Consider the following 26,581-nt stretch of genomic DNA (forward strand, 5'->3'; position numbering starts at 1 on the left):
GCGTATGGAACCGTCATCTGATCAGCCCTTCTCTTCCAACGCCTTGCGAGGCCGCGTCGCCGTGGTAACCGGCGCCGCCGGCGGCATTGGCCTGGCCATATGCCAGCACTTGCGATCCATGGGCGCGGCGGTAGCGCAGCTCGATATCAACGCATCGGACACCCCCGCAGACGTCCCCGACCTGCTGAACGTGCGCTGCGACATCTCCGATCCCGACTCGGTCGCCGATATGGCCGACCAGGTACGCAAGCGTTTTGGCCGCTGTGACGTGCTCGTCAACAACGCCGCCGTCAGCACGGCGCCGATAGGCTTGGAGGAACTCCCACTGGACCTATGGGACCGAATCTTCCGCGTCAATCTGCGCGGCGCGCTGTTGTGCGCACAAGCCGTAATTCCCTTGATGCTGGAACAGCAGGCGGGCAGCATCATCAACGTAGCATCGATCTCCGCACAATCGCCCACTCGGGTCGGCGCCTATGGCACCACCAAGGCCGCCCTGCAAGCGCTGACTCGCCAGATGGCCGTCGAATGGGGCCCGCGCGGCATCCGCGCAAACTCAGTCAGCCCGGGCATGATCCGCACGCCGCTATCCGAAGCGCACTACCGCGACGAATCCGTGCTGGAAAAACGCATCTCCCACATCCCCGCACGGCGGATCGGACTTCCGTCGGACATTGCGGGAACCGTCGCGTTTCTTGCGAGCGACGCGTCGCGGTATGTCAACGGGCAGGATATTGTGGTGGATGGAGGGTTTCTCAGGGCTTCGTTGACGAATCTCTACGCCCCTTGAAGCATTGATGCCTTCCCCTCGCGAACAACGGGCGCGTTCTGCAATCAGAACGCGCCCCCTGAAACGACGAGCGGGGTTTTGCCGTGTCCGGCGGCAATATTCGCTCGTCGCGACAGGCTAAGGCCGGCCGGCTGCCGTGATCACGATCTCCACGCGACGATTCTTGGCACGACCCTCGGCCGTCGCGTTGCTGGCGACGGGCCGCGCGTCGCCAAATCCCTGTGCCGAAATCGTATTCGACGGGACGCCTTTGGAGGTCAGGTAGCGCGCGACATTGTCCGCGCGGGCCGACGACAGCTCAAGATTGGACGGAAAGTGCGCCTTCAGCGCCGGGCCGATAGGCTCGCTGTCGGTGAAACCTTGCACGACGACCTGTTTGCCTTGCAGGTTGGACAGGGTGGGCGCTATTTTGGCGAGTGTCTGCTCACCTTTGCGGCTGAGCCTCCAATCGCCTTCAGGGAAGAGGATCTCGTTCACCATGGTCACTTTCAATTCGTTCTGCAGTTGGGTGATCTCCACCCGGTCGCCGCTCAGTTCGGTCGACAGCTTCTTATTGAGCGCGGAATACTCGGCCGCCAGTTGTGCCTCTTTGTCGTAGGTCTGTTTCGTTACACAACCTGAAACCGCCAGCACGGTGCACAGCGCCAAGATAGTCTTGTGAAACCTCATTGCGATTCTCCGTCCGGTTGTAAGCCAAAAGGATGAGGCGTGGCCTCGCTTTGGCTTATGTAATATCCCAAGGCACATCACGTTTGGTGTCTGCCAGGCAGGAAGCGCGCCAGCAGATTCTCGCAACCACAGGCGAAGAATAGGCACAAGTGAACAACGTCACCACTCATATGACGCCAACGCTGGTCCGTTCACACAGGAACAACGGCGTGCACGTGCCCCCTGTGAAATCGGTCATGGTGTTGGCTGGCGTGTCGGGACTGGTGAGAGACGCTTTCGGAGACACGATCCTGCGGCAGGCCAAGCAGGCGGTGATGCTGGACATCGAAGCCATCGAGCGTCATGAGTGCTTCATTCCCCAGGCCATGGTGACCGAATTTCTTTGGGAAATCGAAAGACGCGCCAGGGAAGTGAATATCGGCCTGCTGGCGGCGCCCGTTGTGTCGTTGACCAACTACGGAAGCTGGGGCCGGTACGTTCTGGCGGCAGACTGCCTGGGCGAAGCCCTGATTCGCGCCGCATCGACGCTGCACTATCACAGCACGGGCGACAGCATGCAGATCGTGGACGACGGGCGGATCGCCAGGATCAGCTTTGTCAATGCCACGCGCGGCCGTCGAGGCTACTCGCATGTGGCCAGCGGTACGGTGGCGGTCATCCTCAGCATCCTGCGCGCTTACCTGGGCGCGGGATTCGTTCCACGTCAGATAGAACTGGATGCTCCCCGCCCGCAGACTCGCACCCCCTTCGAGGATTCCTTTCGTTGCCCGGTCCTGTTCGACGCCGCCGCGGTCACCGTGTGCATCGATGCGTCCCTGCTGAAGCGGCAACCCGCGTCGGGGGCCAGGCCTGCTCTGGTAACGATAGAAGACGTGGCGCGCGCGCTTTCCCAGCCCGTCGGGCTGGGCAGTTTCCTGGGCGTAGTCGCCTGGCACATCCGCGCCCAGGTCCAGGCAGGAGTTCTGTCAATCGACAGCACCGCCCGCGCGATGGGCACCAGCGTCCGCACCTTGCAGCGCGTGCTGCGCCGCGACAACGGCGTGGACTTTCGAGAACTGGCCAACGCCGTCCGGTTGCGACGGGCCGAAGAACTGCTGCGCGGCACCACCGTTTCCATCACGCAGATCGCCATGGACTTCGGTTATTCATCGCCGGCCAATTTTTCCCGCGCATTCAGGAAGGCAAGCGGCCTGGCGCCGAACGAGTACCGTCAACAACTTCTGACGAAGTAGCGTCCCCCTGCCGTGGCAAACAAATCGGGCCATATCATCAGAACCGTATCGTCAGGCCGGCCATCGGACCTTGCAGCACGGCGTCGAACTTGAAGCTGCCCTGGCTGTAATCCACCCCAATGGCGCGATAGCCGATCGCGGCCGAGACGTTCTTGCTGAAGTTGTAGCCAACGCCCAGCCCCACATCCCAATCCGCCTCGGCGCCGCCCGCGCCGACCAGGCCCCATCCCGTCAGGTAGAACTTCTGATTCAGGAAGTAGTTGCCCCGCACGCCCACCAGGGCATCCACCCAGGTCGCGCTGTCGCTGCGCTTTCTGCCGTTCAGGATGGAACCGTTCAGCGTGACGTCCATGTCCACCGACCAGACGCGCAATCCTGCCACGACGTCCAACTGATGCGGCGAGTTTTCCAGGACCGAATAGCCGACGCCAACCAGCCCCGCAAAGGTCGACGTCTTCACGTCCGCGCTGGTGGCCAGGATACCCCGCGGGGTGTCTCCCCGAGACCCGATCTTCGTATAGATCAGGTCGCCGAAAATGCTGTAGCGGCCCTTCCGCGCGTCGGCAATCAGCATGGCGCCAAAATCCAGGTCATCGAACAGCTTGTCGAAATCCGCTTGAACGTCGATGACGGGCAAGCGCCGTTCGGAGAACTTGCCGGACAGTCCTGCCGCCCAGAAGTATGGCGTGACCGCGAAATTCCATTCGTCCTGCACAGGACTGACCGATGCAGCGGCTACTTCCCCTTCAGCCGCACCGCCGGGCCCCGCATAGACCAGCCCGCAGATCAGGCAGCTCACGATATTTTTCATTCGCAATCATCCGGTGCGCAGGGATGGCGGATGCCATCCACCATCCCTGCTGGACGTAAGCCAGTGAGTGTGTCGTGCTAGATCTTTTGGTCAGGTGACCCGACGTACCGGCGGTATGGTCCATGAGCCGTTGATGATTGAGGGATCGCTCTCGTTGGGCCAGTACAGCCGCATCATCAGGATGAACTTGCCCCTGGGCGCGGGCAGCCAGTTCGACTCCAGGTCTTTGCCCGGCGATTCGTTCTGTATGAGCAGATCGATCGAACCATCCGCCTTGGTCTTCAGGGGTTGGCGAGCGCTGATGGAATATCGATTGAGCGGGTTATTCACAAAGAAATAATCCGCGTCGTACATCGTCAGCGACCAGAATCCCGACACGGGCGGCGTCAGTCCCTTCCGGAACGTCAACACGTACTTTTCAGACCCGTCGTACGCCCGCCTGATCGCCCCGTTGTCCGACCTGAGCGAGGTCGGATAGACCGCGTCTTGCGGCCGGTTGGCGCCCAGGCCGATGGCCGTCACCAGGGCCCGCTGGAGGTAGTTGGTGCCGTAGATCCCCGTCTTCGTCGTGAAGCCCCAGCCGTCGACGTTCTGGATATCGCCGTCGCTGTCCTTGAAGTGCCCCATGATCCGTCCGAACGCAGCCGACGGCACGCGCTTCGCAAGCTCGGGGTCGAACTTGCGCTTGTCAAAGTCCTTGCCGAGAACGATGCCGATGGACGCCAGCTTCTCCAGCATGGGAGCGTCCGCGGCGGACGGAGGATTGCGTTTGAGCAGTTCGGAAAACAGCGAAAAATACTCTACCGCGTCCATCCTGTTGACCTGCTCGCGAACGGCCATCTTCATGTCGATGGCCGGGTCGACCTTGCCCTTGGGCGGCTGCCATTCCTTCCCCCACGCGCTGAGCGGGCTCAACTTCACCTCGTCCTGCAGCTTGTGGACCTTCGCATAGTCTTCCGGCGTTCCCGAGCAATAGATGCGTCCCAGCAGCCAGACAATGCTGGTGGGCGACTTGTACTGCGTCATGCCCTGCGGCACTGCGCCCTCCCACCCGGGCCCGGTCACGACGAAGGTTTGCGCGCCGGTGCCCGTCGTGCGCTTTCCCGGTACGTCGAACACGGTGGTCCATCCGTCCAGCATCGGAAACAGCGCGTAGCGATCCTGCATGTCCGGCAGGCTCACCACCCACGGCTCGTCACCCACGTCGAAGAACGCCGTGGTGTAAAGGGTGTCCGCGTTCGGCGCTGTCACGTCGCGGAATTTTGCGTCGGGATATTCCCGCAGCTTGATCAACGTCCCCATAGGCGCCCGGGTGCCTTTGGGCGCTTCGACATTGGTGATGACCCGTCGGGTCAACTCCATCGTGACTAGGGGATAGGCGTAGATATAAGCGCCGATCGCGGTGGTGAACTGATCGTCGGCCTCGGGGAAATCGGTCACCAGGCCGTCGGCCCGTGCCGACACGGGTAAAGCGCCCGCCGCCAGCAGGGCGACGCCCGCGGTGTTGAACTTTCGACGTGATAGCTTCATTCGAATGCTCCGACAAATAAAGTGGTAAAGCCAATCGGGAAAAGCGTTCAGAACGCATTGACCAACTGCTGATTCGAATGGGTCCATCCGCCCATCCACGGTGACGCCACAACGATTTATTCGGTTCGGTTTCTGATTCGTTTGCCGTGCCACAGGATCCGCCGCAATGCATGCCGACGTGTCTTCGGTTGGAGGAAAGACTAATGACGAGCCCATCGCGCCGCCACTCATTTCACGCCAGTGGAATTTGTCGACATCCTGCTGTGACGACGGGCTGCGCAGACGAATGAGATCTACCGGCCTAATGACTGGCACGAGTTTCGCGGCGGCCATCGATCAAATTTGGCGCGAAATGAGTGGCGCCGCCGCTGCGCTGCTCGCTACGCTTGCCACGACGGTTCAGCGTCAGTCCAGATGACTGAAGCCAGCGATCCCTGCCCCCTACATCCCGGTTTTCCTGAACAGAGGATTGAATGCCATGCAGATCAAAAAGCTGTTGGTTTCGATGATGGTGATGAGCGGCGTGGGCCTTGCTGCGACGGGCGCGAGCTTCGCGCAGGACGCCATTGAATCGCCCGCTGCCAAGCAGATCGGTGTCGGCAAACCCCGGATCGAGCCGGCGCTGATCGTGCTCAACTCGCGCGGCGCGCAATTGGCGGACGGCAAGCTCACACTGTCGGGCGTGTCGCCCAATTCCATCATGTTCGCGGACAGGCCTGTCCGTGCCGCCGGCCATGTGCTGACGTCGCATCTGCTTGAAGAATGGGCCGGGGGATCCAACAGCTTCGCCGTCGATCCGCCCAACGCCACTGTGTCCGTCCTGAATAAGAACGGGTCGGACGTCATCGATGCGGTCGTCACGCTGAAGACCCCGAAGCTGGAGGGCGACAATCTCGTCTTCTCGGTGGACGTACTGGAAGGCGACCTGACGGGCGCCGACGGCCCGGCGTCGATCTTCATCGACATCATCGGCATGCCGTTCACGCCGCTGTCATTTGCCGGAGTCGCCCGGCGCACGGCCTACCGCAGCGCCTGGTACGCGGGCGCGGCCGCCGCAGCATCGCCCTATTACGCGCGTCCGCGCTGCGGGTATTACCCGTTGCCGCCGTGTTATTGAAGATCGTAGGGGGAGTCGAGTGTCGCTGCGTCCATGCCGAACGCAATACCCTCCGCACATAGCCCGGGGCTGATGGAAAACTTGGGAGTTGGGTATGGAGCGGGTGAAGGGAATCGAACCCTCGTATGAAGCTTGGGAAGCTGCCGTTCTACCATTGAACTACACCCGCTCGGGTGTCGTGCCGCGGCCGTGAGCCGGGCAGAGCGGCGATTATAGCGCGGCTTTATTCAGCCGGGGCGGCCAGGAACGGCCGCCCCTTTTCCATGCAAACCGGCCGTATCAGTTCGCCGTGATGTTCGCGGCCTTGACGACCTTGCCCCAGCGGTCCAGTTCGGTCTGGGTGTAGGTGCCCAGTTCCTTCGGGCCCATGAAGATGGCTTCGGCGCCCTGCTCTGCTGCCTTTTTACGGAATTCGTCGGATTTCATGATCTTCTGGATTTCACCGGCGATCTTGTCGACGACGGGTGCGGGCGTGTCCTTGGGCGCGTACATGGCGAACCACGACGAGACGATCAGGTCGGGATAGCCGGCTTCGGCGGCCGTGGGGACGTCGGGCAGCGACGGCAGGCGGGTGTTGCCGGTGACGGCCAGGGCGCGCAGCTTGCCGGCGGCGATCTGGCCCAGGAGCGGAGGCGGCGTGGTGATGGTCATGTCGACGGCGCCGCCCAACAGGTCGTTCAGCGCGGGGCCGGTGCCCTTGTACGGGATGTGCGTGATCTGCGTGCCCGCCATCTGGTTGAGCAGTTCGGTGGCGACTTGCTGCAGCGAGCCGTTGCCGGACGAGGCGTAGTTGAGCTTGCCGGGATTGGCCTTGGCGTATGCGACCAGTTCCTTCAGGGACTTGATCGGCAGGTCGGGGCGCACGACCACGACTTGCGGGGCGGACAGCACGTTGGCGACGGGCGCGAAGTCCTTGATGGGATCCCAGCCAGCGGCCGGGGTGACGTGCGGGGTGATGACCTGGAAGCCCGAGTACTGCAGCAGCAGCGTGTAGCCGTCGGGCTTGGCGCGGGCGACGGCCTGCGCGGCGATGCCGCCGGAGGCGCCGGGCTTGTTTTCAACGACGACGCTCTGGCCCAGCGCCGCGCCCAAGGGCTGGGCGATGAGGCGAGCGGCGATGTCGGTGGTGCCGCCGGGTGCGGCGGACACAATCAGCGTGACGGGGCGATTCGGAAAATCGGCCTGTGCGCTGGCGGCGCCGGCGGCGAGGGTCAAGGCGATCGCGGCGCTGGCGCGCAGGACGGTGGGCAGGCGGGAAGATGACATGGTTTGTCTCCTGGATATTGTTATCTGTGGGTGGTGTCGGGTACTGCGGGTACTACGAATCTGGGCAGGTCTTCTGGCGGGCTTGGCCGTCAGGCCGGTGCCGCGGGAAATCGTTCCGCCAGCCAGGCCGGCGGCGCATGCAACGCCAGCCTCGGCCCCGCTTGCAGCAACGCATTCGACAGGTCTCGTTGAACCAAGCCGGGCAAGCTACGCACGATGGCCAGCAAGGGTTCCAGCGACACGCCGGTGTCCACGCCCATGCAGGCGAACATGTGGACCAGTTCTTCGGTGTTGACGTTGCCGCTGGCGCCAGGCGCGTAGGGGCAACCGCCCAGGCCGCCGGCGGCCGCGTCAAAGCGCGTGATGCCGGTCTGCCAGGCGGCGATGGCGTTGGCCAGCGCCATGCCGCGCGTGTTGTGCAGGTGGACGGTCAGCGCGGCGCCGGGCAGGCGGGCCGCGGCTTGCTCGCACAAGGCGGCAACCTGCGTCGGAAACGCCATGCCGGTGGTGTCGCACAACGTGATGCCGGCGGCGCCCGCGTCGACCAGACGCGCGGCCAGGTCCAGCACCGTGTCCGCGGACACGTCGCCGTCGAAAGGACAGCCGAAGGCGGTGGACAGGGACACGTTGCACGGCGCGCCGGCCTTGGCGGCGGCGGCCAGCACCTGGGACAGTTCGGCGAACGACTGGTCGCGCGTCATGCGCAGATTGGCGCGGTTGTGGGTTTCGCTGCACGACATGACGAGGTTCATTTCGTCGGTGCCGGCCTCCAGCGCGCGTTCCAGGCCGCGGACGTTGGGCACGAGCGCGGTGTAGATCACGCCGGGACGGCGACGGATGCGGCGCATGACGTCGACCGCGTCCGCCAACGCGGGAATGGCTTTGGGCGACGTGAAGCTCGTCACCTCGATGCGGGCAAAGCCGCAGTCGGACAAGGCGTCCACGAAGGCGACCTTGTCGTCGGTGGCGACCATGGCTTTTTCGATCTGCAGGCCGTCGCGCGGACCGACCTCGTTGATCTCGATGCGGGCAGGTCCGTTATTCATGCGATGACTCCCTTGGCGCGCAGGGCAGCGCGCTGTTCTTCGGTCAGGCCGGCGGACGCCAGCACGGCGTCGGTGTGTTCGCCCAATGTGGGCGCGCGTTCACGCACCGCGCCGGGATTGGCGGACAGGTACGGGAATACGGCCGGCATTTCGACCTGCACGCCTGCCGCCGATTCCATGGAGGTAATGGCGTTGCGGGCGCGGTAGTGCGGATCCTTGGCGATGTCGGCGATGGAATAGATGCGGCCTGCGGGCACGCCTGCTTCCAGCATCGCGGCCAGCACGTCGTCGATGCGGCGCTGCTGCGTCCAGGCGCCGATGGCGGCGTCGATCTCGTCCACGCGGCGGGCGCGGCCATCGTTATGCGCCAGCGCAGGGTCCTGGCCCAGGTCGTCGCGGCCGATGCGCGCCATCAGGCGGGTGTAGATGGCGTCGCCGTTGCCGGCGATGAGCACGTAGCCGTCCTGGCAGGGATAGGCGTTGGACGGGGCGATGCCGGGCAGCGACGCGCCGGCCGGTTCGCGCACCGCGCCGAACACGGAGTATTCGGGCAGCAAGCTCTCGCTAAGGTTGAACAGGCTTTCGTAGAGGGCGGTGTCGATCACCTGCCCCACGCCGCCCCGCGCGTCGCGCTGGTACAGGGCCATCATCACGCCCAGCGCGCCATGCAGGCCGGCGATGGTGTCGCCCAGCGACAGGCCGGCCCGCACCGGGGCGCGGCCGGGTTCGCCGTTCAGGTAGCGCAGGCCCGCCATGGCCTCGCCGATAGCGGCAAAACCCGGTTCGCGCGCCTTGGGGCCGGTCTGGCCGTAGCCCGAGATGCGCAGCATGATGAGACGGGGATTGAGTTCGTGCAGGGCTTCCCACGACAGGCCCCATTTTTCCAGGGTGCCGGGGCGGAAGTTTTCGATCAGGACGTCGGCCTCGCGCGCCAGCATGCGCACGATGTCCTGCCCTTCTTCCTGGCGCAGGTCCACGCAGACCGACTGCTTGTTGCGCGACTGGGCCTCCCACCACACCGAGGTGCCTTCGTGCAGCAGGCGCCATTTGCGCAGGGGATCTCCCTGGCCCGGCGGCTCGATCTTGATGACCTGGGCGCCAAAGTCCGCCAGGGTCTTGGCCGCGAACGGCCCCGCAATGAGCTGCCCCAGTTCCAGCACACGGATGCCATCAAGAATCTGCCCTGCCATATCGCCTCCCAGGCGGTCCAACGGTGTTGATGGACGGCAGTGTGCGCGCAAAGCGCCCGCCAGCGGAATGGACATTCGCGGAAAGGGGCATTCCCGGAACGAGAAACCCCGGGCTAACCCTCGGCTTCGTCGCGCAGGTGGGCCAGCAGCAGGCGGGCGGCGACGGTCAGGGTGTCGGCGTCGCGCACGCCCAGCAGCAGCCAGCGGCGCGCCCATTCGTCGGTCAGCGGGATCAGGCGGATCGGCATGGACCGCGCGTGCGGCTCGGCGGCGATGCGCGGCAGGATGCCCACGCCGCGCGTGGCCGCCACCATGCGGCAGATGGCGTCGAAGCTGCGCACCTGGATGCGCAGGCGCATTTCGCGGCCCATGCGGCCGCTTTCCTCGGACAGCCGGGTGGCCAGCGACGTCGCCGGTGGCAGCCCAACGTAGTCGTACGCCAAGGTGTCCGCAAAGGCGACTTGAGGCTCCGAGGCCAGCGGGTGGCGCTGCGGCACGATCAGCACCAGTTCGTCCAGCCGGTATGGAAAGGTGGTCAGCCCGTCGGCCGGCGTGCGGTCGGCGAACACGCCGATGTCGGCGCGGTTCTCGAGCACCGCGGTGACGATGTCGATGCTGTTCTGCTCTTCCAGGTCGATGCGCACCGCGGGGTGCTCGTCCATGAAGGCGGCCAGGTCCTCGGGCAGGAATTGCGTCAGCGACGAGGTATTGGCGGCGATGCGCACCTGTCCCCGTACGCCTTGCGCAAAGTCGGACAGCGCGCCGGCCATCTGCTCGACCTCTTGCAGCACGCGCAGCGCATGGACCAGGCAAGCCTGGCCCGCGTCCGTCAGTTCGACGCCGGCGGCGTTGCGATACAGAAGAGGCGTGCCCAGCGCCGCCTCGAGGTCCGAGATGCGCTTGCTGGCCGCCCCGACCGCCAGGTGAGACTGGCGTGCGCCCGCCGAGATGCTTCCTTGGCGCGCCACGGAAACAAACAGGGCTAGCGTGACGAGGTCGATGCGGGCAAAGTTCATGAAAAGGGTCTACGGCGCAGGGGAACCGGCCTGAAACTATAGCTGGAGCCTTGCGGGGCAAAAGTGTCCCCATTTTAGTCCCTATGACCGACTCCGCCCGGACAAGCCTGCCACTACAATCCCGGCTATGAATACGAACAACCCTGCGGACACTCCCGCGACTCCGCCCGTGAACCCTTCGGCAACACCCGACGCCAACGCCGCGCCCGCCCCCGTTTCCCCGGAAACCCAGGCCGCGCTGGCCAGCACCGCCCACGCTCCGAACAGCCCCGGCGCCACCCACATCCGCAGCTTCGTGCATCGCCGCGGCCACATCACGCAAGGCCAGCTGGCCGCGTTGGAGCGCCTGATGGGCCAGTGGTCCATCCCCTACGCGCCGCGCCGCCTGGATCCGGCCGCCGCATTCGGCCGTGAAGCGCCCACCGTGCTGGAAATCGGCTTCGGCATGGGCGAGACCACCGAGAAGATCGCACTGGCGCGCCCCGGCGACAACTTCCTGGGCGTGGAAGTCTTCAACGCCGGCGTCGGATCGCTGCTGCGCCGCATTGAAGATTCCAGCATCCCGAACCTGCGCATCATCCAGCACGACGCCGTGGAAGTGGTGCGCAACATGATCGCCCCCGATTCGCTGGCCGGCGTGCACATCTATTTTCCGGATCCGTGGCCCAAAAAGCGTCACCACAAGCGCCGCCTGATCCAGCCCGCTTTCATTTCGCTGCTGGCCAGCCGCATTGCCCCCGGCGGCTACATCCACTGCGCCACCGACTGGGAAGACTACGCCGTGCAGATGCTGGAAGTGCTGAGCGGCGAGCCCCTGCTGAAAAACACCGCGGACGGCTACGCGCCGCGCCCCGACTACCGCCCCCTCACCAAATTCGAGACACGCGGCCTGCGCCTGGGCCACGGCGTCTGGGACCTGATCTTCAAGCGAGCCGCCTGATGCTCTATCCGCCGATCGAACCCTACCGCCAAGGCATGCTGGATACCGGAGACGGACACCAGATCTATTGGGAAATGTGCGGCAATCCGAACGGCAAGCCTGCCGTTTTCCTGCATGGTGGTCCTGGCAGCGGGTGTTCGGCCGTGCATCGCCAGTTGTTCGATCCGCAACGCTACAACGTGCTGCTGTTCGACCAGCGCGGTTGCGGCCGTTCGCAGCCTCACGCCAGCCTGGACAACAACACCACCTGGCATCTGGTCTCGGACATCGAGCGCCTGCGCCAGGAAGTCATGGGCGCCGAACAGTGGCTGGTTTTCGGCGGATCCTGGGGATCGACCCTGGCGCTGGCCTATTCGGAAACGCACCCGACGCACACCAGCGAACTGGTGCTGCGCGGCATCTTCGGCCTGCGCCGCGCCGAAATTCAATGGTTCTACCAGGAAGGCGCGTCGTGGCTGTTTCCGGACCGCTGGGAAGAATACCTGGCGCCCATTCCCGAAGACGAACGCGGCGACCTGGTCACCGCCTATCACAAGCGCCTGACGGGCAATGACCCCGTCGAACAACTGCGCGCCGCGAAAGCGTGGAGCAAATGGGAAGACAGCACCATCACGCTGCTGCCCAGCCCGCGCCATCAGCAAAGCCATGCCGCCGACCGCGCGGCGCTGGCCTTTGCGCGCATCGAGAACCACTATTTCTTCAATGCCGGCTTCATGGAAGAAGGCCAGCTCATCCGCGACGCCCACAAGCTGCGCGGCATTCCGGGCACCATCGTGCAGGGCCGCTACGACGTCTGCACACCCGCGCGCACCGCGTGGGACCTGCATCGCGCATGGCCCGAGGCACATTTCCATCTGGTGCCCGACGCCGGCCATGCCTTCGACGAACCCGGCACGTTGGCGCGCCTGATCGCCGCCACCGACGCCTACGCAAAACAGTAAGGAGACGCGCCATGCACATCACCCTGAACGGAGACGCCCGCGAGTTTCCGCTGGACACCACGGTCAATGAATTGCTTGATGCGCTGGGCTATGCCGGCAAGCGCGTGGCCGTGGAACGCAACGGCGAAATCGTGCCCAAGAGCCAACACGCGCAAACCGCGCTGTCGGACGGCGACCAGATCGAAATCGTGGTCGCGGTGGGAGGCGGTTGAAACCTGAAATTGCAGCGCGACTGCGCTGCTTTGCGATCCAATTGAAGGCCGCTGACCCCAGCGGCCTTTTTGCATGCCGCCCGCTGGCCGATGGGGCGTAGACCCGCGGATACCAACGTCCTGCGAAGTTGCCAGCATTGTTGCGTAGTCTGGCGAGAGGCTAGCAACCTGTTACACCATGCCCCCTCGTCGCACGCCAAAGGTGCGAGTCATAATCGTTCGTGCCGGCGCCCCTGAAGAAGGTCCGCGCCATCGCGGCAGGCAATGCGGGACACGACCTATCCGCGACCGCCCGCAGTTTCTTAAATGGGAACGCCACTCGCCCATCGCGCTGCGCGCAATCGCAAGAGCCCTGATCGTGGATCCGCGCGTCCTGGCAGCGCAGGTTTTCTCACCGCAACATCGATAAAGGAAACACTATGGGTCTGCTCAATTTCATCAAGGACGTTGGAGAAAAGCTCTTCGGCGCCAGCGAGGCGAAGGCCGCGACGGCGGACGAATTGAAGAAAGAGCTCGATAAGCACGGCCTGAACGCGGATGGCCTGCAAATCTCGGTGGACGGCGACAAGGTCACGGTCGCGGGCGAGGCGTTGAGCACGGAAGACGCCGAAAAGATTTCGCTTGCGCTCGGCAATACCGTGGGCGTGGCCGCCGTGGATAACCAGTTGAAGGTCAAGCAGGCGACGCCCGAAGCCAAGATGTACACGGTGCAAAAGGGCGACAACCTGTGGAAGATCGCCGAGGCGCAATACGGCAAGGGCCAGGGCGCCAAGAACACGCTGATCTTCGAAGCCAACAAGCCCATGCTGACCAGCCCCGACAAGATCTACCCGGGCCAGGTGCTGCGCATTCCGCCGCTGTCGTAAGCGGCGCTTAACCCAACAAACCGGGGGACACCCATGCGTTCTCCGGCTTGTGTCGCGGCGCGGCGCCCCCTGCCTGCCGCGATTGCTTGGCCAGACGCAACGTCTGGCCATTTTTTTGGCGATTTGCGGTGTAGGGCGTACGCAAGAACAGCCGCCCCGTTGCCCGGCCGCCCGAAGGCGGGGCAGCCCCCTCGGGGGGGCAGCAAGCGAGCGAAGCGAGTGCGGCGTGGGGGCCTACTTCATTCCGAAGCGGCCCAGGCCTTTCATGCCGCCCATGGCGCGCATCATCTTGGCCATGCCGCCCTTTTTCATCTGCTTCATCATCCCCTGCATCTGCTCGAACTGAGCCAGCAGGCGGTTGACCTCTTGCACCGGCACGCCGGAGCCGGCGGCGATGCGGCGCTTGCGCGACGCCTTGATCAGTTCGGGCTTGGCGCGTTCCGCGGCGGTCATGGAGTTCAGGATGCCTTCGGTGCGGCGCAGCTGCTTTTCGGCCTGACCGCCCTGCAACTGGCCGGCGGCCTGCTGGAACTGGGCCGGCAGCTTTTCAAGCAGCGAGCCCATGTCGCCCAGCTTCTTGACCTGGCCGAGCTGGTCGCGGAAGTCGTTCAGGTCGAACTTGTTGCCCGACTTGATCTTCGAGGCCAGCTTCTGCGCCTCGGCGATATCGATGTTCTTCTGCGCCTGTTCGACGAGCGAGACGATGTCGCCCATGCCCAGCACGCGCTGCGCCATGCGGTCAGGGTAGAAGGGCTCCAGGCCGTCCAGCTTTTCCGACACGCCGACGAACTTGAGCGGCTTGCCGGTAACGTGACGCACCGACAGGGCCGCGCCGCCGCGCGCATCGCCGTCCAGCTTGGTGAGCACGACGCCGGTCAGGGGCAGCGCGTCGGCAAAGGCGCGCGCAGTGTTGACCGCGTCCTGGCCCTGCATGGCGTCCACGACGAACAGCGTTTCCACCGGCTTGACCAGGTCATGCAGTGCGCGGATTTCGCGCATCATGGCTTCGTCGATGCCCAGGCGGCCGGCCGTGTCCAGGATCAGGACGTCGTAATGATGGCGGCGGGCGTGGTCCATCGCGCCGCGCGCGATGTCTTCGGGCTTCTGGCTGGGGTCGGACGGCAGGAAATCCACGCCGACCTGCGCCGCCACGCTTTTCAATTGGTCGATAGCGGCCGGACGATAGACGTCGGCGGACACCACCAGCACCTTTTTCTTGCCGGTCTTGCGGCCGTGCTGCGTGTGCTGGCCTTCGGTGAGCCAGCGCGCCAGCTTGCCGGTGGTGGTGGTTTTACCAGCGCCCTGCAGGCCGGCCATCAGGATGACGGCGGGCGGCTGCACGGCCAGCGACAGTTCGTTGGAATCAGCGCCCAGGTCGCCGCCCATCAGGGAGGTCAGTTCCTTGTGGACGACGCCCACCAGCGCCTGGCCGGGGCTGAGGCTGCCGGCGACTTCCTCGCCCAGCGCCTTTTCCTTCACCCGCGAGATGAAGTCGCGCACGACCGGCAGGGCCACGTCGGCTTCCAGCAGCGCCATGCGCACTTCGCGCAGCATCTCCTGGGTGTTGGCCTCGGTCAGGCGGGCTTCCCCGCGCAGCGTCTTGACGACGCGCGACAGGCGTTGAGTTAGGTTATCGAGCATGAGAGGCGTTTCCGCTTAAACTAGTTGATTGAACGGTGGCCGCAGGCGCGGATTCTGCGCTTTCGGGTGACGCGCACCCCAAGGCCCCATCCAGACAACGGTTTCTATGTCACTAGGCATTGTATTTCACACAGCGGCTGCCTTGGCGTACGCGGTGCTCGGGGGGTCGCTCTGGATCCGCCTGGCCGGCGCCGGGGAAGTGGAACAGACCGGCAAAATCGCCCGTCTGTGCCTGCTGGGAGCCCTGGTTCTCCATGGGATCGGGCTGCAACAATCGATGCTGGGCTCCCAGCATCTGTTCATTGGATGGGCACTGGCCCTTTCCGCGGCCATCTGGCTGGGCATGGTGGTGTTCTGGCTGGAAAGCCTGCTGGTGCGCATCGACGGCCTGCAATTGCTGCTTTTGCCCGCCGCCGCCATCGCCAGCGGCCTGGCGGCGCTGTTTCCCCAGGGGCAGTTCGTGCCCCATGCCGACGATCCCTGGCTGCGCACGCACCTGCTTATCGCCCTGGCCGCCTATGGCCTGATCACCATCGCCGCCCTGCACGCCATGATGATGGCGCTGCTTGACCGCCACCTGCACCGTCCCCTGGACGCCCCCGCCGAACGCAGCATCATTGGCCGCGTGCTGGATTCCCAGCCTCCGCTGCTGGTGCAGGAACAGCTGCTGTTCCGCATCATCTGGATCGGCTTCGTGGTCCTGACGCTGGCCGTGGGATCGGGATCGGTGGCTTCCATGAAGCTGACGGGCAAGGTCCTTCCCTTCGACCACAAGACCGTCTTCACGTTGCTGTCGTGGCTGACTTTCGGCGTGTTGCTGGCGGGACGGCACATCTGGGGCTGGCGCGGACGAGTCGCACTGCGCTGGACCCTGACGGGTTTTGGTTTTTTGATTCTGGCCTACACCGGCAGCCGGTTCGTGCTGGAAATGATTCTGCATCGAGGCTGAAGTGGGCAAGTTGCTGTTCTGGATCGTCCTGATCATTTTGGTCCTGTTCGTCGCCCGCATCGCCGGGCGCATCGCCGCCGACCGCCAGGCCGGCGCAAAGGCCGCCGACGGCAAGAAGCCGGGGCGCGGCGCCCCGCCGCCGCCCAAGACCCTGGAATCCATGGTGCGCTGCGCGCATTGCGGCATCCATCTGCCCCGCTCCGAAGCCCTGCTGCAGAACGGCCAGACCTGGTGCAGCGCGGATCACGCCCGCCTGGGGCCGGCCAAGCATTGATCCGCGCGCGGCCGCTGCCGGCGGCCGCCCTGCCCCGCTTTTCGATCGATAGGGCGCCGCACGGGCTCACGGCATAATGCATGTCGGAATCCTCACGTGCTCTCTTCCCATGCCTTTGCTCCTGGATCGACATGGCTGGCTTAAGCCGGCTCCGGGCGTTTCCCTGCATCCTTCGCCCAACTGCGACGCCCGCCCCGACGGCGCGCAGGTCTCGTTATTGGTCCTGCACAACATCAGCCTGCCCCCCGGGCAATTCGGCGGCCCCGAAGTGGCCGGCCTGTTCCTGAACACGCTGGACTACGGTTCCCATCCCTGGCTGGAACGCCTGCGCGGGCTACGCGTGTCGGCGCACTTTTTTATCCGACGCACGGGCCGGATCCTGCAATTCGTGTCCACCGACCGCCGCGCCTGGCATGCCGGCGTGTCGCGCTTTGCAGGGCGTGAACGCTGCAACGACTTTTCCATCGGCATCGAACTGGAAGGCACGGACACCCTGCCCTACACTGACGAGCAATATGCGGCGTTGCGCCGGCTGGCGCCGGTCCTGCGCGCACGCTATCCTCTGGCGGCTGCCTGGGGACACGAGCACATCGCACCGGGGCGCAAGACCGACCCCGGTCGGGCTTTCGACTGGACGCGCTTTTCGCGCGACAGCGGCTTTGCACGGCGGCAATTGCCGCCGGTCTGACCCTTACAAAAGGATTGGCTATGTTGAAGATCTGGGGACGCCTGACATCCGTCAACGTTCAGAAAGTGATGCTGGCCGTGCGGGAATTGGCCCTGCCGCACACCTTTGTCCAGGCCGGTGGCCCGTACGGCGTGGTCGACACGGACGACTACGCCGCCAAGCTCAACCCCAACCGCCTGGTCCCCGTCATCGACGACGGCGGCTTCGTGCTGTGGGAGTCCAACGCGATCGTGCGCTACCTGGCCGCGCGCTACGGCGTGGGCACGCTGTGGCCCGAAGACGTCTGCCTGCGCGCCGACGCCGACCGCTGGATGGACTGGCAGGCCACCGAATGGCAGCCCGCCATGGGCCCGGCCTTCCTGGGCCTGATCCGCACACCTGAAGACAAGCGCGACCACGCCGCGATCGAAAACGCCATCAAGCGTTCCAACGCGCGCGCCCTGATCCTGGACCAGGCCCTGCAAGGCCGCGAGTTCATCGCCGGCCGCCACCTGACCATGGGCGACATCGCGCTGGTCTGCGCCGCGCATCGCTGGCTGGCCCTGCCCATCGAACGTCCCGACACGCCCGCGCTGTCCGCGTGGTACCGCCGCGTCATGATGCGCCCCGCGCCGCAGGGCGTCCTGACGCTGCCGCTGGAATAAACGCCGGGGCTGTTTATTCCACCCAGGGCGTCTGGGTCCAGATCTGCCGCAGGCGCGCATCGTCGCCCTTCAGGCGCTCCTGCCACGCTGGCCCGTCCACATAGTCCATTTCGGTGAACTGCTGCTTCATCTGGGCCTGGAATTCGGGATTGGCGGCCACCTTGCCCAGCGCCTTGCGCAGCTTGTCGGACACGTCCGCGGGCAGATCCTTCGGCGCGACGATGCCGCGTTCCGATGCGAACACCAGGTTCACGCCCAGTTCCTTGAACGTGGGCACGTCCGGGCCCAGCGGCGACCGTTTCTCGCTTGCCTGCGCCAACACCCGCATGTTCTTGCCGTTATAGGGCATGACCTCGCCCAGGTTCAGCCCGCCGATGACGGTGTGCCCGCCCAGCACGGAACTGCGCAGCGGGCCGGCGCCGTTGTACGGCACGTGGTTGAGCTTGGCGCCCGTCAGCGATTGGAACAGCACAAGCGCCAGATGGTCGTCGGTGCCCACGCCGGTCGATCCATAGCTGACCGCATCCGGCCTTTCCTTGGCCGCGGCGATCAGCGCCTCCAGCGTCTTGTACGGGCTGTCGCTGGCCACGCTGAACGCGCTGGGATCGCGCACCAGATTGGCCAGATAGGTGAAATCGCCGCCCGTGAAGCCCGCCTTGCGCTCGATCGGCAGCGACACCAGCCCCGGCATGTTCGTCATCGCCAACGTATAGCCATCCGGCTTGGAGCGCGCCACATAGGCCAACGCGATGGCGCTGGATGCGCCCGGCTTGTTCTGCACCACGACCGTCGTGCCCAGTTCCTTTTCCAGGAAGACCGCCAGCGAACGGGCCGTGAGGTCCGTGCCGCCGCCGGGCGCAAAACCGACCACCAGTTCGATGGGCCGGTCAGGCCAGGCCCAGGCGGGCAACGCGGCGCACAGGCCCGCGACGGACAGCGCGGCGCGCGCGAGGGTCTTGCACGATAAGAACATCTTTGTCTCCTGATTGTTTGTGTGTCCGGGCCGGTCGGCCGTCGTGAAATGCGTAGTGCTGCCCGCTACGCCAACCTTTCGGCTGGATCGAGGGACAGCATCTTGCCGGGAATATTTCCGCTTCTGCGGGCCCAGCGCGTTGGCGCGCTGATCCGCGATGCCTTCCCTGTTTTGCCCCGGCGCTCTGCGGCGCCGTGGAGCATTTGCATCTTCTGCTTCAAGCAGCTTCCTGCGCCTCCCGCCAGGCCAGCAGCCGGTTCACGCCTTCCGCCATGCTCACCTTCGGCTGCCAGCCGATGTGCTGTCCGGCCAGGTCATGCGGAATGTGGAACGCGCCGCCCGACGTCAGGCGCACCGTGCCGGGCGGATCGGGCTTGATTTCGGGCTGCAGGTCGCTCTTGCAGTAGTCCAGCACCAGGCGCACCAGCTCGCCCGTGGTGATGGGCGCCGGCCCGGACACGTTCACCGCCACGTCGGTGGCCGTGCTCTGGAACGCCGCCACGTTGGCGCGGGCCACGTCAGAGACATGCACGAAGTGCTTGGTGTCGGTGCCGTCGCCGGGCAACACGGGGCGCTCGCCTTTGCGCACGCGGTCATAGGTTTCCATGATGTACAGGGAATTGGCTGCGCGGTAATGCTGCCGTTCGCCGTAGACCGTGGAGTAGCGCAGCACCACGTAGTCCAGCCCGGCCTTCTGGTAGTACTGGCGGCACAGCTGTTCGCCCATGATCTTGGACGCGCCATACAGGATGGCGGCGGGAGGCGCGCCCACCGAATGGAAGGGGCCGTTTTCGACCAGCGCGCCGGCGATGCCGGTGCCGTAGCCATAGACGGCGTTGGACGAGGCGAAGACGATCTTCTTCACCTTGTTGGCGCGGCAGGCTTCCAGCATGTTCTGCGCGCCGCGGATGTTCACGTCCACCGCCTGCCACGGCGTCTGGGCAAAGCCCAGCGTCATGTAGGCGGCAAGATGCAGCACGCCGTCCACGCCTTCAGTGGCCGCCAGCAGATCGGGCAGGCGCATCAGGTCGCCGCGCACGACTTTCACGCGCGGGTTGTCTTGAAGATGGGCGATGGCTTCGGGCGTGCCGAAGGCAAAGTTGTCCAGCAGGATCACTTCCTTCGCGCCGGCCGCCAGCAGCGCATCGGCGGTATGGGATCCCACCAGGCTGGCCGCGCCGGCGATCAGGATGCGGGAGTCGGCCAAGGACAGCGCCGCGCCTTGCTTCTTTTCAGTCGTCATGTTGATTCAAAGTCCCATGGGTTTGTCGTGCATGCCCCAGTACAGGCTCTTGACCTGGCTATAGAGGCGCAGGCCGTGCAGGCCCTTCTCGCGCCCGATGCCGCTGGCCTTGAAGCCGCCGAACGGGGTGGCGATATGCGATTGCTTGTAGGTGTTGATCCAGATGGAGCCCGCTTCGATCTCGCGCGCCACGCGCCAGGCGCGGGCGTAGTCGCCGGTCCACATGCCGGCCGCCAGGCCGAAGGCGGTGTCGTTGGCCTGCTGGATGACGTCGTCCTCGTCCGCAAACGGCAGCGCCACCAGCACCGGCCCGAATATCTCTTCCTGGCAGACGCGCGCGCCGTTGCCCAGGCCGTCGATCACCGTGGGCAGGTAAAACCAGCCGTTGGCCAGTTCGGCCTGCGTGGGCGCAGCGCCGCCGACCAGAACGCGGCCGCCTTCGGCGCGGCCGATGTCCACATAGCCCGCGACCTTGTCGCGATGCGCCCGCGACACCAACGGCCCCATCTGCGTGGCCGGGTCGTCGGGCAGGCCGACGCGGACCTGCCGCGTGCGTTCCACCAGCGCATCCATGAAGCGCTGATAGATGGACTTCTGCACGAACAGGCGAGACCCCGCGACGCAGCTCTGCCCCGCCGAGCCGAAGATGCCCGACACCACGCCGGCCACGGCGCGGTCCAGGTCGGCGTCGTCGAACACGATGTGCGGCGACTTGCCGCCCAGTTCCAGCCCGACCGGGATCAGGCGCTGGCCGGCGATGCCGCCGATGGCCCGGCCGGTTTCGGTGCCGCCCGTGAACGACACCATGCGCACACCGGGATGCTTGACCAGCGCCGCGCCCACGTCTTCGCCGTGGCCGGGCAGCACCGTCAGCAGACCTTCAGGCAAGCCGGCCTCGGCGCAGATGCGCGCCAGTTCCAGCGCCAGTTGCGGCGTTTCTTCAGAGGGTTTGATCAGCACCGCATTGCCCGCCGCCAGGGCCGGCGCGGCTTTCTGCGCCTCGTTCATGATCGGGGAATTCCACGGCGTGATGGCCGCGATCACGCCGAAGGGCTCGGCCAGGGCCATGGAGAAGTACTCGCCCCGCGGCGAGGTCATTTCGTTCTGCCAGGTCTCGCACACCGCGGCGTAGTAGCGAAAATGCCCGGCCGCGCTGTCGACCATGTTCAGGCATTCTTTCCACGGCTTGCCGCTGTCCAGCATCTGCAGGCGGGCCAGCGGTTCACGCTCGGCGGACAGGCGACGGCCGATCTCGTACAGCGTCGCCGCCCGCTGATCGGGGCGGAGCTTGCGCCAGGGCTTGTGCTGATAGGCATCCCAGGCGATGGCGACGGCCGTGTCCACGTCCTGCGGCAGGGCGCGGGTGACGATGCCGGCAATGCTGCCGTCGGCGGGGTTGATGGAGGTGATGACGGCGTCGCCGTCTTGGCTGTGGCGCCAGTTGGCGCCCAACCGGAATGGCTTGTGGCTTGATGCGTCCATAACGTCTTCGGGTCCGGAGGAGCTTCGATGGACGTCATCATCGGCCGGCCGATTATTAGACACAAATAGATATTTATCCAATATTCTTAGCCCATGGCTATCAATATCAAATATCGCCCGCTCAAGGCTTTTCTGCTGGCCGTGGACACGGGCTCGTTCACGCACGCGGCTAATCAACTGGGCGTCACGCAGCCGTCTTTCACGGCGTTGATACAGGATCTGGAAGAGGTGCTGGGCCTGCGCCTGTTTGAACGCACCACGCGCAGCATCAGCCTGACCTCCGCCGGCCAGGACTTCTATGCCCGCGTGCAGCGTCCCATCGCCGACCTTGAGGAGGCCTATCGCAGCCTGGCCGATCTGGCGGCGGTGCGGCGCGGCAACGTGGCGCTGGGCGCCCTGCCCTCGGCGGCGCTAAGCCTGCTGCCCGCCGCCACCGGAACGCTGCGGCTTGCGCATCCCGCGCTGAAGGTTCGCGTCGTCGAAGCGCACAACGACGAACTAGTGGCGCTGCTGCGCACCAACCAGATCGAATTCGCCGTAGCCGCGCTGGCCGAACCCGCGCCCGACCTGACGTTCACGCCATTGGGGGAAGATTGCTTCTGCGCCGTCTATCCCGCGGGCCACCCGCTGGGCGACGAAGCCGGGACGCTGCATTGGCGGGACGTGCTGCGCTACGACCTGATCCTGCTGTCGCAGGGGTCCAATGCGCGCCAGCAGTTCGACCGCGCGGTGCGCGACGAGGTCGGTGCACCCGCCACGGCGCTGCGCTATGACGTGACCAACATGGGAACCGCCGCGGGCATGGTGCGGCAGGGATTGGGCGTCAGCGTGCTGCCGCGATTGGCGTTGCCGGAACTGAATCTATCCGGCCTGCGCTGCACGCCGCTGGGCGACGCCTCCGCGCGCCGCTACATCGGCCTGCTGCATCGGCGCGACCGTTCGTTGTCGCCGGCGGCGCAGGCCCTGGTCGAGCAACTGGAAATAGCCATGGCGGACATTCAAACGCGGCTGCTGCCGTTGCCGCCGCTCGCACCCGCCGGTTGACGCGGCGCAGCCGGGAAGCGCGGGAGTTCAGCCCCGTTCGACCTTCCAGCCCAGTTCGGCGGATATGCCTGCCGCCGCGCCCTGCACGACGGACACCATTTCGCGCATGCGTTCCAGCGACATGTACGGCACCGTGCTGGACACGCTGATCGCAGCGACGATGCCGCTGGACGCGTCGCGCACGGGCGCTGCCACGCAGCGAATCGAAGGCTCGTTGTCTTCCAGGTCGAACGCATAGCCGTGCACGGCGTAATCGCGCATGCGGTCACGGAAGGCTTCCCAGCTTTGCTGGCCGCCCGGCGCGCGTGACGACACGGGCGCGCCGACGCGATGCAACGCCTTCCATTGCGGTTCTTCGGCATCCAGCAGCAGCGCCTTGCCCACGCCTGTCGCAGCCAGCGGCATGCGATGACCGACTCGCGAGCGCATCTCCAGGCCCTTCTTGCCCGGGATCTTTTCCAGGTAAAGCACTTCGTCGTTGTCGCGCACGGCCAGGTGGATGGTGTCGCCCGTCAGTTGGGCAAGGCTGTCCAGATAGGGACGCGCCAGCGTCGCCATGGGGAAGGCTTCGCGCGCCTGGAAACCCAGTTCGATCAGCTTGGGCCCAAGCACATAACCCACGCCCGGCAGGGACCGCAGATAGCGCTCTTGAACCAGGCAACTGGCCAGCCGGTGCGTGGTGCTGCGCGCCACGCCGATGCGCGCGCAGATTTCCTTCAGGTCGCGCGCGCCGTCGGCCACGGCCTGCACGACGGCCAGGCCGCGCATCAGCGTCTGCGTGCCGGCGGGCGCGGCGGCATCGGGATCCAGCGTGGGGGGCAGTTCGGGCGTCAGGGTCGTGGTGGTCATGAAGAGGCTGCGGGAAGGCGGTGCGGCGGATAAGAACGGCAAGCATACCCGGCGCGGCTGGCTGGGTATGCGGGGAAAAGCAAGGAGTTTCGATGAAGCGGGCCGTGGACCGAAGCCGAATTCCAAAACCCAATTCTTCCCTGTATGTGGGATTTAATTCTATATTTTGAGATTTTTCAAGCACTGATCTAGAATTTTTGCCATCGTCCGTCGCGCGCGCCCCGCGCCCGACAGACCTCAGACAACAAGGTCCGCAGCTTCCCCGCCCAGCCCCGCGCCCGCACCGGCGCCACGGCGGCAGCCGGAGGCGCGGCCAGAGACGAGACAGACTCTGATGACTACCGGATCGCCCGCCCGTGCGGCGCTCATCGCGCTGGATTGGGGCACCTCTTCACTGCGCGCCTACCGCCTGGATGCCACCGGCCGCACGCTGGACACCCGCCATCTGCCCTGGGGCATCATGCGCCTGCCCCAGCCGCTGCAGGACGGCGCCGCCACCACCGCGCTGTCCGGCTTCGAACTGGCGTTTGAACAAGCCTGCGGCGACTGGCTGCGCGCCGAACCCGCCCTGCCCGTCATCGCCTGCGGCATGGTCGGCAGCGCGCAGGGCTGGAAAGAAGCCGCCTACCTGGATGTCCCCGTGGACCTGGAGCGCATCGGCACGTTGCTGACCGTCGTGGACAGGAACGGCGCCACGCCCGTCCACATCGTGCCCGGCCTGATCCAGCGCCACGGCCTGCCCAACGTGATGCGCGGCGAGGAAACCCAGGTATTCGGCGTGATGTACGACCAGGCGGGCACGTCCGACAGCGTATTGATCGGCCTGCCGGGCACGCACTCCAAGTGGGTGAACGCCCGCCGCGGGCGCGTCACGCACTTCGACACCTTCATGACCGGCGAGGTCTACGCGGCGCTGCGCGGCCACACCATCCTGGGCCGCACGATGGCGGACGCCGCCAGCGCGGACATGGCGGCATTCGAACGCGGCGTGAAAGTCGCCGGCGCCCCTGCGGGCCGCGCCGGCGTGCTGTCCACCATCTTCAGCACCCGCGCGTTGGGCCTGACCGGCGAACTGGCGCCGCAATCGCAGGCCGATTACCTGAGCGGCCTGCTGATCGGCCACGAAATCGCGGCGCTGGCCGACATGCTGCGCCAGCAGGGCGACCTGCCCCGCATCGTGCTTTGCGGCGAACCCGCGCTGTGCCAGCGCTACCTGCTGGCCATGGAGCATTACGGCCTGGGCAAGCCGGAACAGGCGCAGAACGCCACCGAGCGCGGCCTGTGGCACCTGGCCGTCTGCGCCGGACTTGTTCCCTCCTCCAATCCGATCACCGCATAGGAACCCTTCGATGAACCACACCGGTCTGCAAACCGCCATGGCCCACTGCGGCCTGATCGCCATCCTGCGCGGCATCACGCCCGACGAGGCCGAACCCATCGGCCAGGCGCTGTACGACGCCGGCTTTCGCCTGATCGAAGTCCCCCTGAATTCGCCCAACCCGCTGGACAGCATCCGCGCCATGCGCGCGGCGTTGCCCACCGACTGCCTGATCGGCGCCGGCACCGTGCTCAATCCCGACGACTGCGCCCGCATCCAGCAGGCCGGCGGCGAACTCATCGTCATGCCGCATAGCGACCCGGCCGTCATCCGCGCCGCCAAGAAGCTGGGCATGGCGTCCTGCCCCGGCGTGGCCACGCCCACCGAAGCCTTCGCGGCGCTGGCCGCCGGCGCCGACGTGCTGAAGATGTTCCCGGCCGAACAGCTGGGTCCCGTCGTGCTGAAGGCCTGGCGCGCGGTCATGCGCCCGCCGATCGCGCTGGTTCCCGTGGGCGGCATCACGCCCGACAACCTTTCCACTTACGCCCAGGCGGGCGCCACCGGCTTCGGCCTGGGCTCCGCCTTGTACAAACCCGGCCTTACGGCCAACGAAGTCGGCCAGAACGCGCGCGCTTTCGTCGCCGCCTGGCAACGCGCCTATCCCGCCCAGGAGACCCAAGCATGAAGATCACCAAGCTGACCACCTACATCGTGCCGCCCCGGTGGTGCTTCCTGAAGATTGAAACGGACGAAGGCATCGTCGGCTGGGGCGAACCCGTCGTCGAAGGCCGCGCGCACTCGGTGGCCGCGGCCGTCGAAGAACTGTCCGACTACCTGATCGGCAAAGACCCCCGCAACATCGAAGACCACTGGACCGTGCTGTACCGCGGCGGCTTCTATCGCGGCGGCGCCATCCACATGAGCGCGCTGGCCGGCATCGACCAGGCCCTGTGGGACATCAAGGGCAAGCACCTGGGCGTGCCCGTGTCGCAGCTTTTGGGCGGCAACGTGCGCGACCGCATCCGCGTGTATTCGTGGATCGGCGGCGACCGTCCCGCCGACACCGCCGCGGCCGCCAAGAGCGCGGTCGAACGCGGCTTCACCGCCGTCAAGATGAACGGCACCGAAGAACTGCAGTACATCGATTCGTTCGACAAGGTCGAGAAGTGCCTGGAGAACGTGGCCGCCGTGCGCGACGCCGTCGGCCCGAACGTGGGCATCGGCGTGGACTTCCACGGCCGCGTCCACAAGCCTATGGCCAAGGTGCTGATGAAAGAGCTGGATCCATTCAAGCTCATGTTCATCGAAGAACCGGTGCTGAGCGAACACTACGAAGCGCTGAAGGAACTGGCGCCGCTGACGTCCACGCCCATCGCGCTGGGCGAACGCCTGTTCTCGCGCTGGGACTTCAAGCGCGTGCTGTCCGAAGGCTACGTGGACATCATCCAGCCCGATCCGTCGCACGCCGGCGGCATCACCGAAACCCGTAAGATCGCCGCCATGGCCGAAGCCTATGACGTGGCGCTGGCGCTGCACTGCCCGCTGGGTCCCATCGCGCTGGCCACCTGCCTGCAGATCGACGCCGGCTGCTACAACGCCTTCATCCAGGAACAGAGCCTGGGCATCCACTACAACGCGGCCAACGACCTGCTGGACTACGTCAGCAACCGCGAGGTCTTCGCGTACCAGGATGGCATGGTGGCGATTCCCCAGGGCCCCGGCCTGGGCATCGAAGTGAACGAGGAATACGTCAAGGAACGCGCGGCAGTGGGCCACCGCTGGCGCAACCCCATCTGGCGCCACGCCGACGGCAGCTTCGCCGAGTGGTAAGCCGATAAAAGAGAGAGGAG

Annotated in this window: 27 protein-coding genes and 1 tRNA gene; 15 read left to right on the top strand and 13 right to left on the bottom strand. The window is 65.7% G+C overall.

The genetic code is table 11. From position 1 onward, the window contains the following. The first annotated feature begins 4 nt into the window (after window positions 1-4). The gene (locus RT614_RS17875; RefSeq protein ID WP_313623470.1) at window positions 5-790 is read left to right on the top strand and encodes an SDR family oxidoreductase; all 786 of its coding nucleotides are present in this window, start codon (window positions 5-7) and stop codon (window positions 788-790) included. Between the two features lie 117 nt (window positions 791-907). On the opposite strand, the gene RT614_RS17880 is transcribed toward RT614_RS17875, so the two are convergent. After that, window positions 908-1,459 (bottom strand): OmpA family protein, encoded by a 552-nt coding sequence (locus tag RT614_RS17880; protein ID WP_313623471.1) that lies wholly within the window; start codon window positions 1,457-1,459, stop codon window positions 908-910. Window positions 1,460-1,668: 209 nt separating this feature from the next. On the opposite strand from RT614_RS17880, the gene RT614_RS17885 reads away from it, so the two are divergent. Beyond that, window positions 1,669-2,691 carry a helix-turn-helix domain-containing protein gene (locus tag RT614_RS17885; protein ID WP_313623472.1) on the top strand — a complete coding sequence of 341 codons (1,023 nt, stop codon included), beginning with the start codon at window positions 1,669-1,671 and terminating at the stop codon, window positions 2,689-2,691. 37 nt (window positions 2,692-2,728) lie between these two features. On the opposite strand, the gene RT614_RS17890 is transcribed toward RT614_RS17885, so the two are convergent. Then, the gene (locus RT614_RS17890) at window positions 2,729-3,502 is read right to left on the bottom strand and encodes a hypothetical protein (protein WP_313623473.1); all 774 of its coding nucleotides are present in this window, start codon (window positions 3,500-3,502) and stop codon (window positions 2,729-2,731) included. A gap of 90 nt (window positions 3,503-3,592) precedes the next feature. Further along, on the bottom strand, window positions 3,593-5,032 hold the full coding sequence (locus RT614_RS17895) for a DUF1254 domain-containing protein (RefSeq protein ID WP_313623474.1): 1,440 nt from the start codon (window positions 5,030-5,032) through the stop codon (window positions 3,593-3,595). Between the two features lie 478 nt (window positions 5,033-5,510). Here RT614_RS17895 and RT614_RS17900 point away from each other — a divergent pair, with 478 nt between their 5' ends. Then, window positions 5,511-6,149, top strand: a complete 639-nt coding sequence (locus RT614_RS17900) for a hypothetical protein (protein ID WP_313623475.1) — start codon at window positions 5,511-5,513, stop codon at window positions 6,147-6,149. A gap of 95 nt (window positions 6,150-6,244) precedes the next feature. Here RT614_RS17900 and RT614_RS17905 read toward each other — a convergent pair. The 5 genes from RT614_RS17905 to RT614_RS17925 form a co-directional block, all read right to left on the bottom strand. Then, window positions 6,245-6,318 (bottom strand) — tRNA-Gly (locus RT614_RS17905). 110 nt (window positions 6,319-6,428) lie between these two features. After that, a complete protein-coding gene (locus tag RT614_RS17910; RefSeq protein ID WP_313623476.1) occupies window positions 6,429-7,415 on the bottom strand; it encodes a tripartite tricarboxylate transporter substrate binding protein in 987 nt (328 codons plus the stop codon). A gap of 89 nt (window positions 7,416-7,504) precedes the next feature. Next, complete coding sequence (locus tag RT614_RS17915; RefSeq protein WP_313623477.1) at window positions 7,505-8,461, bottom strand: hydroxymethylglutaryl-CoA lyase; 957 nt, start codon at window positions 8,459-8,461, stop codon at window positions 7,505-7,507. Continuing rightward, window positions 8,458-9,651, bottom strand: a complete 1,194-nt coding sequence (locus RT614_RS17920; protein WP_313623478.1) for a CoA transferase — start codon at window positions 9,649-9,651, stop codon at window positions 8,458-8,460. The genes RT614_RS17915 and RT614_RS17920 overlap by 4 nt, the downstream gene beginning before the upstream one ends. Before the next feature lie 113 nt (window positions 9,652-9,764). Beyond that, window positions 9,765-10,667 carry a LysR substrate-binding domain-containing protein gene (locus RT614_RS17925; RefSeq protein WP_313623479.1) on the bottom strand — a complete coding sequence of 301 codons (903 nt, stop codon included), beginning with the start codon at window positions 10,665-10,667 and terminating at the stop codon, window positions 9,765-9,767. 127 nt (window positions 10,668-10,794) lie between these two features. Here RT614_RS17925 and trmB point away from each other — a divergent pair, with 127 nt between their 5' ends. From trmB to lysM, 4 genes are all read left to right on the top strand, one after another. After that, window positions 10,795-11,607: a tRNA (guanosine(46)-N7)-methyltransferase TrmB gene (gene trmB, locus RT614_RS17930; RefSeq protein ID WP_313623480.1), complete on the top strand. Its 813-nt coding sequence runs from the start codon at window positions 10,795-10,797 to the stop codon at window positions 11,605-11,607. Next, a complete protein-coding gene (pip, locus tag RT614_RS17935) occupies window positions 11,607-12,548 on the top strand; it encodes a prolyl aminopeptidase (RefSeq protein ID WP_313623481.1) in 942 nt (313 codons plus the stop codon). Before trmB ends, pip begins: the two co-directional genes overlap by 1 nt. A gap of 11 nt (window positions 12,549-12,559) precedes the next feature. Beyond that, window positions 12,560-12,760 carry a sulfur carrier protein ThiS gene (gene thiS, locus RT614_RS17940; protein WP_313623482.1) on the top strand — a complete coding sequence of 67 codons (201 nt, stop codon included), beginning with the start codon at window positions 12,560-12,562 and terminating at the stop codon, window positions 12,758-12,760. Window positions 12,761-13,179: 419 nt separating this feature from the next. Beyond that, complete coding sequence (lysM, locus tag RT614_RS17945) at window positions 13,180-13,626, top strand: peptidoglycan-binding protein LysM (protein ID WP_313623483.1); 447 nt, start codon at window positions 13,180-13,182, stop codon at window positions 13,624-13,626. Between the two features lie 234 nt (window positions 13,627-13,860). On the opposite strand, the gene ffh is transcribed toward lysM, so the two are convergent. Then, window positions 13,861-15,267, bottom strand: coding sequence for a signal recognition particle protein (gene ffh / locus RT614_RS17950; protein WP_313623484.1), 1,407 nt, complete (start codon window positions 15,265-15,267; stop codon window positions 13,861-13,863). Between the two features lie 106 nt (window positions 15,268-15,373). Here ffh and RT614_RS17955 point away from each other — a divergent pair, with 106 nt between their 5' ends. From RT614_RS17955 to RT614_RS17970, 4 genes are all read left to right on the top strand, one after another. Further along, complete coding sequence (locus RT614_RS17955) at window positions 15,374-16,216, top strand: cytochrome c biogenesis protein CcsA (RefSeq protein ID WP_313623485.1); 843 nt, start codon at window positions 15,374-15,376, stop codon at window positions 16,214-16,216. Window position 16,217: 1 nt separating this feature from the next. Next, a complete protein-coding gene (locus RT614_RS17960) occupies window positions 16,218-16,490 on the top strand; it encodes a PP0621 family protein (protein WP_313623486.1) in 273 nt (90 codons plus the stop codon). Window positions 16,491-16,599: 109 nt separating this feature from the next. Continuing rightward, on the top strand, window positions 16,600-17,178 hold the full coding sequence (gene ampD / locus RT614_RS17965) for a 1,6-anhydro-N-acetylmuramyl-L-alanine amidase AmpD (RefSeq protein ID WP_313623487.1): 579 nt from the start codon (window positions 16,600-16,602) through the stop codon (window positions 17,176-17,178). Between the two features lie 20 nt (window positions 17,179-17,198). Continuing rightward, the gene (locus tag RT614_RS17970) at window positions 17,199-17,822 is read left to right on the top strand and encodes a glutathione S-transferase (RefSeq protein WP_313623488.1); all 624 of its coding nucleotides are present in this window, start codon (window positions 17,199-17,201) and stop codon (window positions 17,820-17,822) included. A gap of 13 nt (window positions 17,823-17,835) precedes the next feature. On the opposite strand, the gene RT614_RS17975 is transcribed toward RT614_RS17970, so the two are convergent. The 3 genes from RT614_RS17975 to RT614_RS17985 form a co-directional block, all read right to left on the bottom strand. After that, entirely contained in the window at window positions 17,836-18,795 is a 960-nt protein-coding gene (locus tag RT614_RS17975; protein ID WP_313623489.1) for a tripartite tricarboxylate transporter substrate binding protein, read from the bottom strand. Window positions 18,796-19,012: 217 nt separating this feature from the next. Then, the gene (locus RT614_RS17980; RefSeq protein ID WP_313623490.1) at window positions 19,013-20,038 is read right to left on the bottom strand and encodes an NAD-dependent epimerase/dehydratase family protein; all 1,026 of its coding nucleotides are present in this window, start codon (window positions 20,036-20,038) and stop codon (window positions 19,013-19,015) included. A 6-nt stretch (window positions 20,039-20,044) separates the two neighbouring features. Continuing rightward, window positions 20,045-21,520: an aldehyde dehydrogenase gene (locus tag RT614_RS17985; RefSeq protein ID WP_313623491.1), complete on the bottom strand. Its 1,476-nt coding sequence runs from the start codon at window positions 21,518-21,520 to the stop codon at window positions 20,045-20,047. Window positions 21,521-21,613: 93 nt separating this feature from the next. Here RT614_RS17985 and RT614_RS17990 point away from each other — a divergent pair, with 93 nt between their 5' ends. Next, complete coding sequence (locus tag RT614_RS17990) at window positions 21,614-22,564, top strand: LysR family transcriptional regulator (protein ID WP_313623492.1); 951 nt, start codon at window positions 21,614-21,616, stop codon at window positions 22,562-22,564. 27 nt (window positions 22,565-22,591) lie between these two features. Here RT614_RS17990 and RT614_RS17995 read toward each other — a convergent pair whose 3' ends face one another. Next, window positions 22,592-23,413, bottom strand: a complete 822-nt coding sequence (locus RT614_RS17995; protein ID WP_313623493.1) for an IclR family transcriptional regulator — start codon at window positions 23,411-23,413, stop codon at window positions 22,592-22,594. Between the two features lie 334 nt (window positions 23,414-23,747). Between RT614_RS17995 and RT614_RS18000 the strand changes: the two genes are divergently transcribed. The 3 genes from RT614_RS18000 to dgoD are packed head-to-tail and all read left to right on the top strand — an operon-like array spanning window position 23,748 to window position 26,561. Then, complete coding sequence (locus tag RT614_RS18000; RefSeq protein ID WP_313623494.1) at window positions 23,748-24,752, top strand: 2-dehydro-3-deoxygalactonokinase; 1,005 nt, start codon at window positions 23,748-23,750, stop codon at window positions 24,750-24,752. Window positions 24,753-24,762: 10 nt separating this feature from the next. Further along, on the top strand, window positions 24,763-25,416 hold the full coding sequence (locus tag RT614_RS18005; RefSeq protein ID WP_313623495.1) for a 2-dehydro-3-deoxy-6-phosphogalactonate aldolase: 654 nt from the start codon (window positions 24,763-24,765) through the stop codon (window positions 25,414-25,416). After that, entirely contained in the window at window positions 25,413-26,561 is a 1,149-nt protein-coding gene (gene dgoD, locus RT614_RS18010) for a galactonate dehydratase (protein WP_092581553.1), read from the top strand. Before RT614_RS18005 ends, dgoD begins: the two co-directional genes overlap by 4 nt. Window positions 26,562-26,581: the final 20 nt, after the last annotated feature.

It is taken from the genome of Achromobacter sp., from assembly GCF_032102605.1.
Classification (GTDB): Bacteria; Pseudomonadota; Gammaproteobacteria; order Burkholderiales; family Burkholderiaceae_B; genus Achromobacter.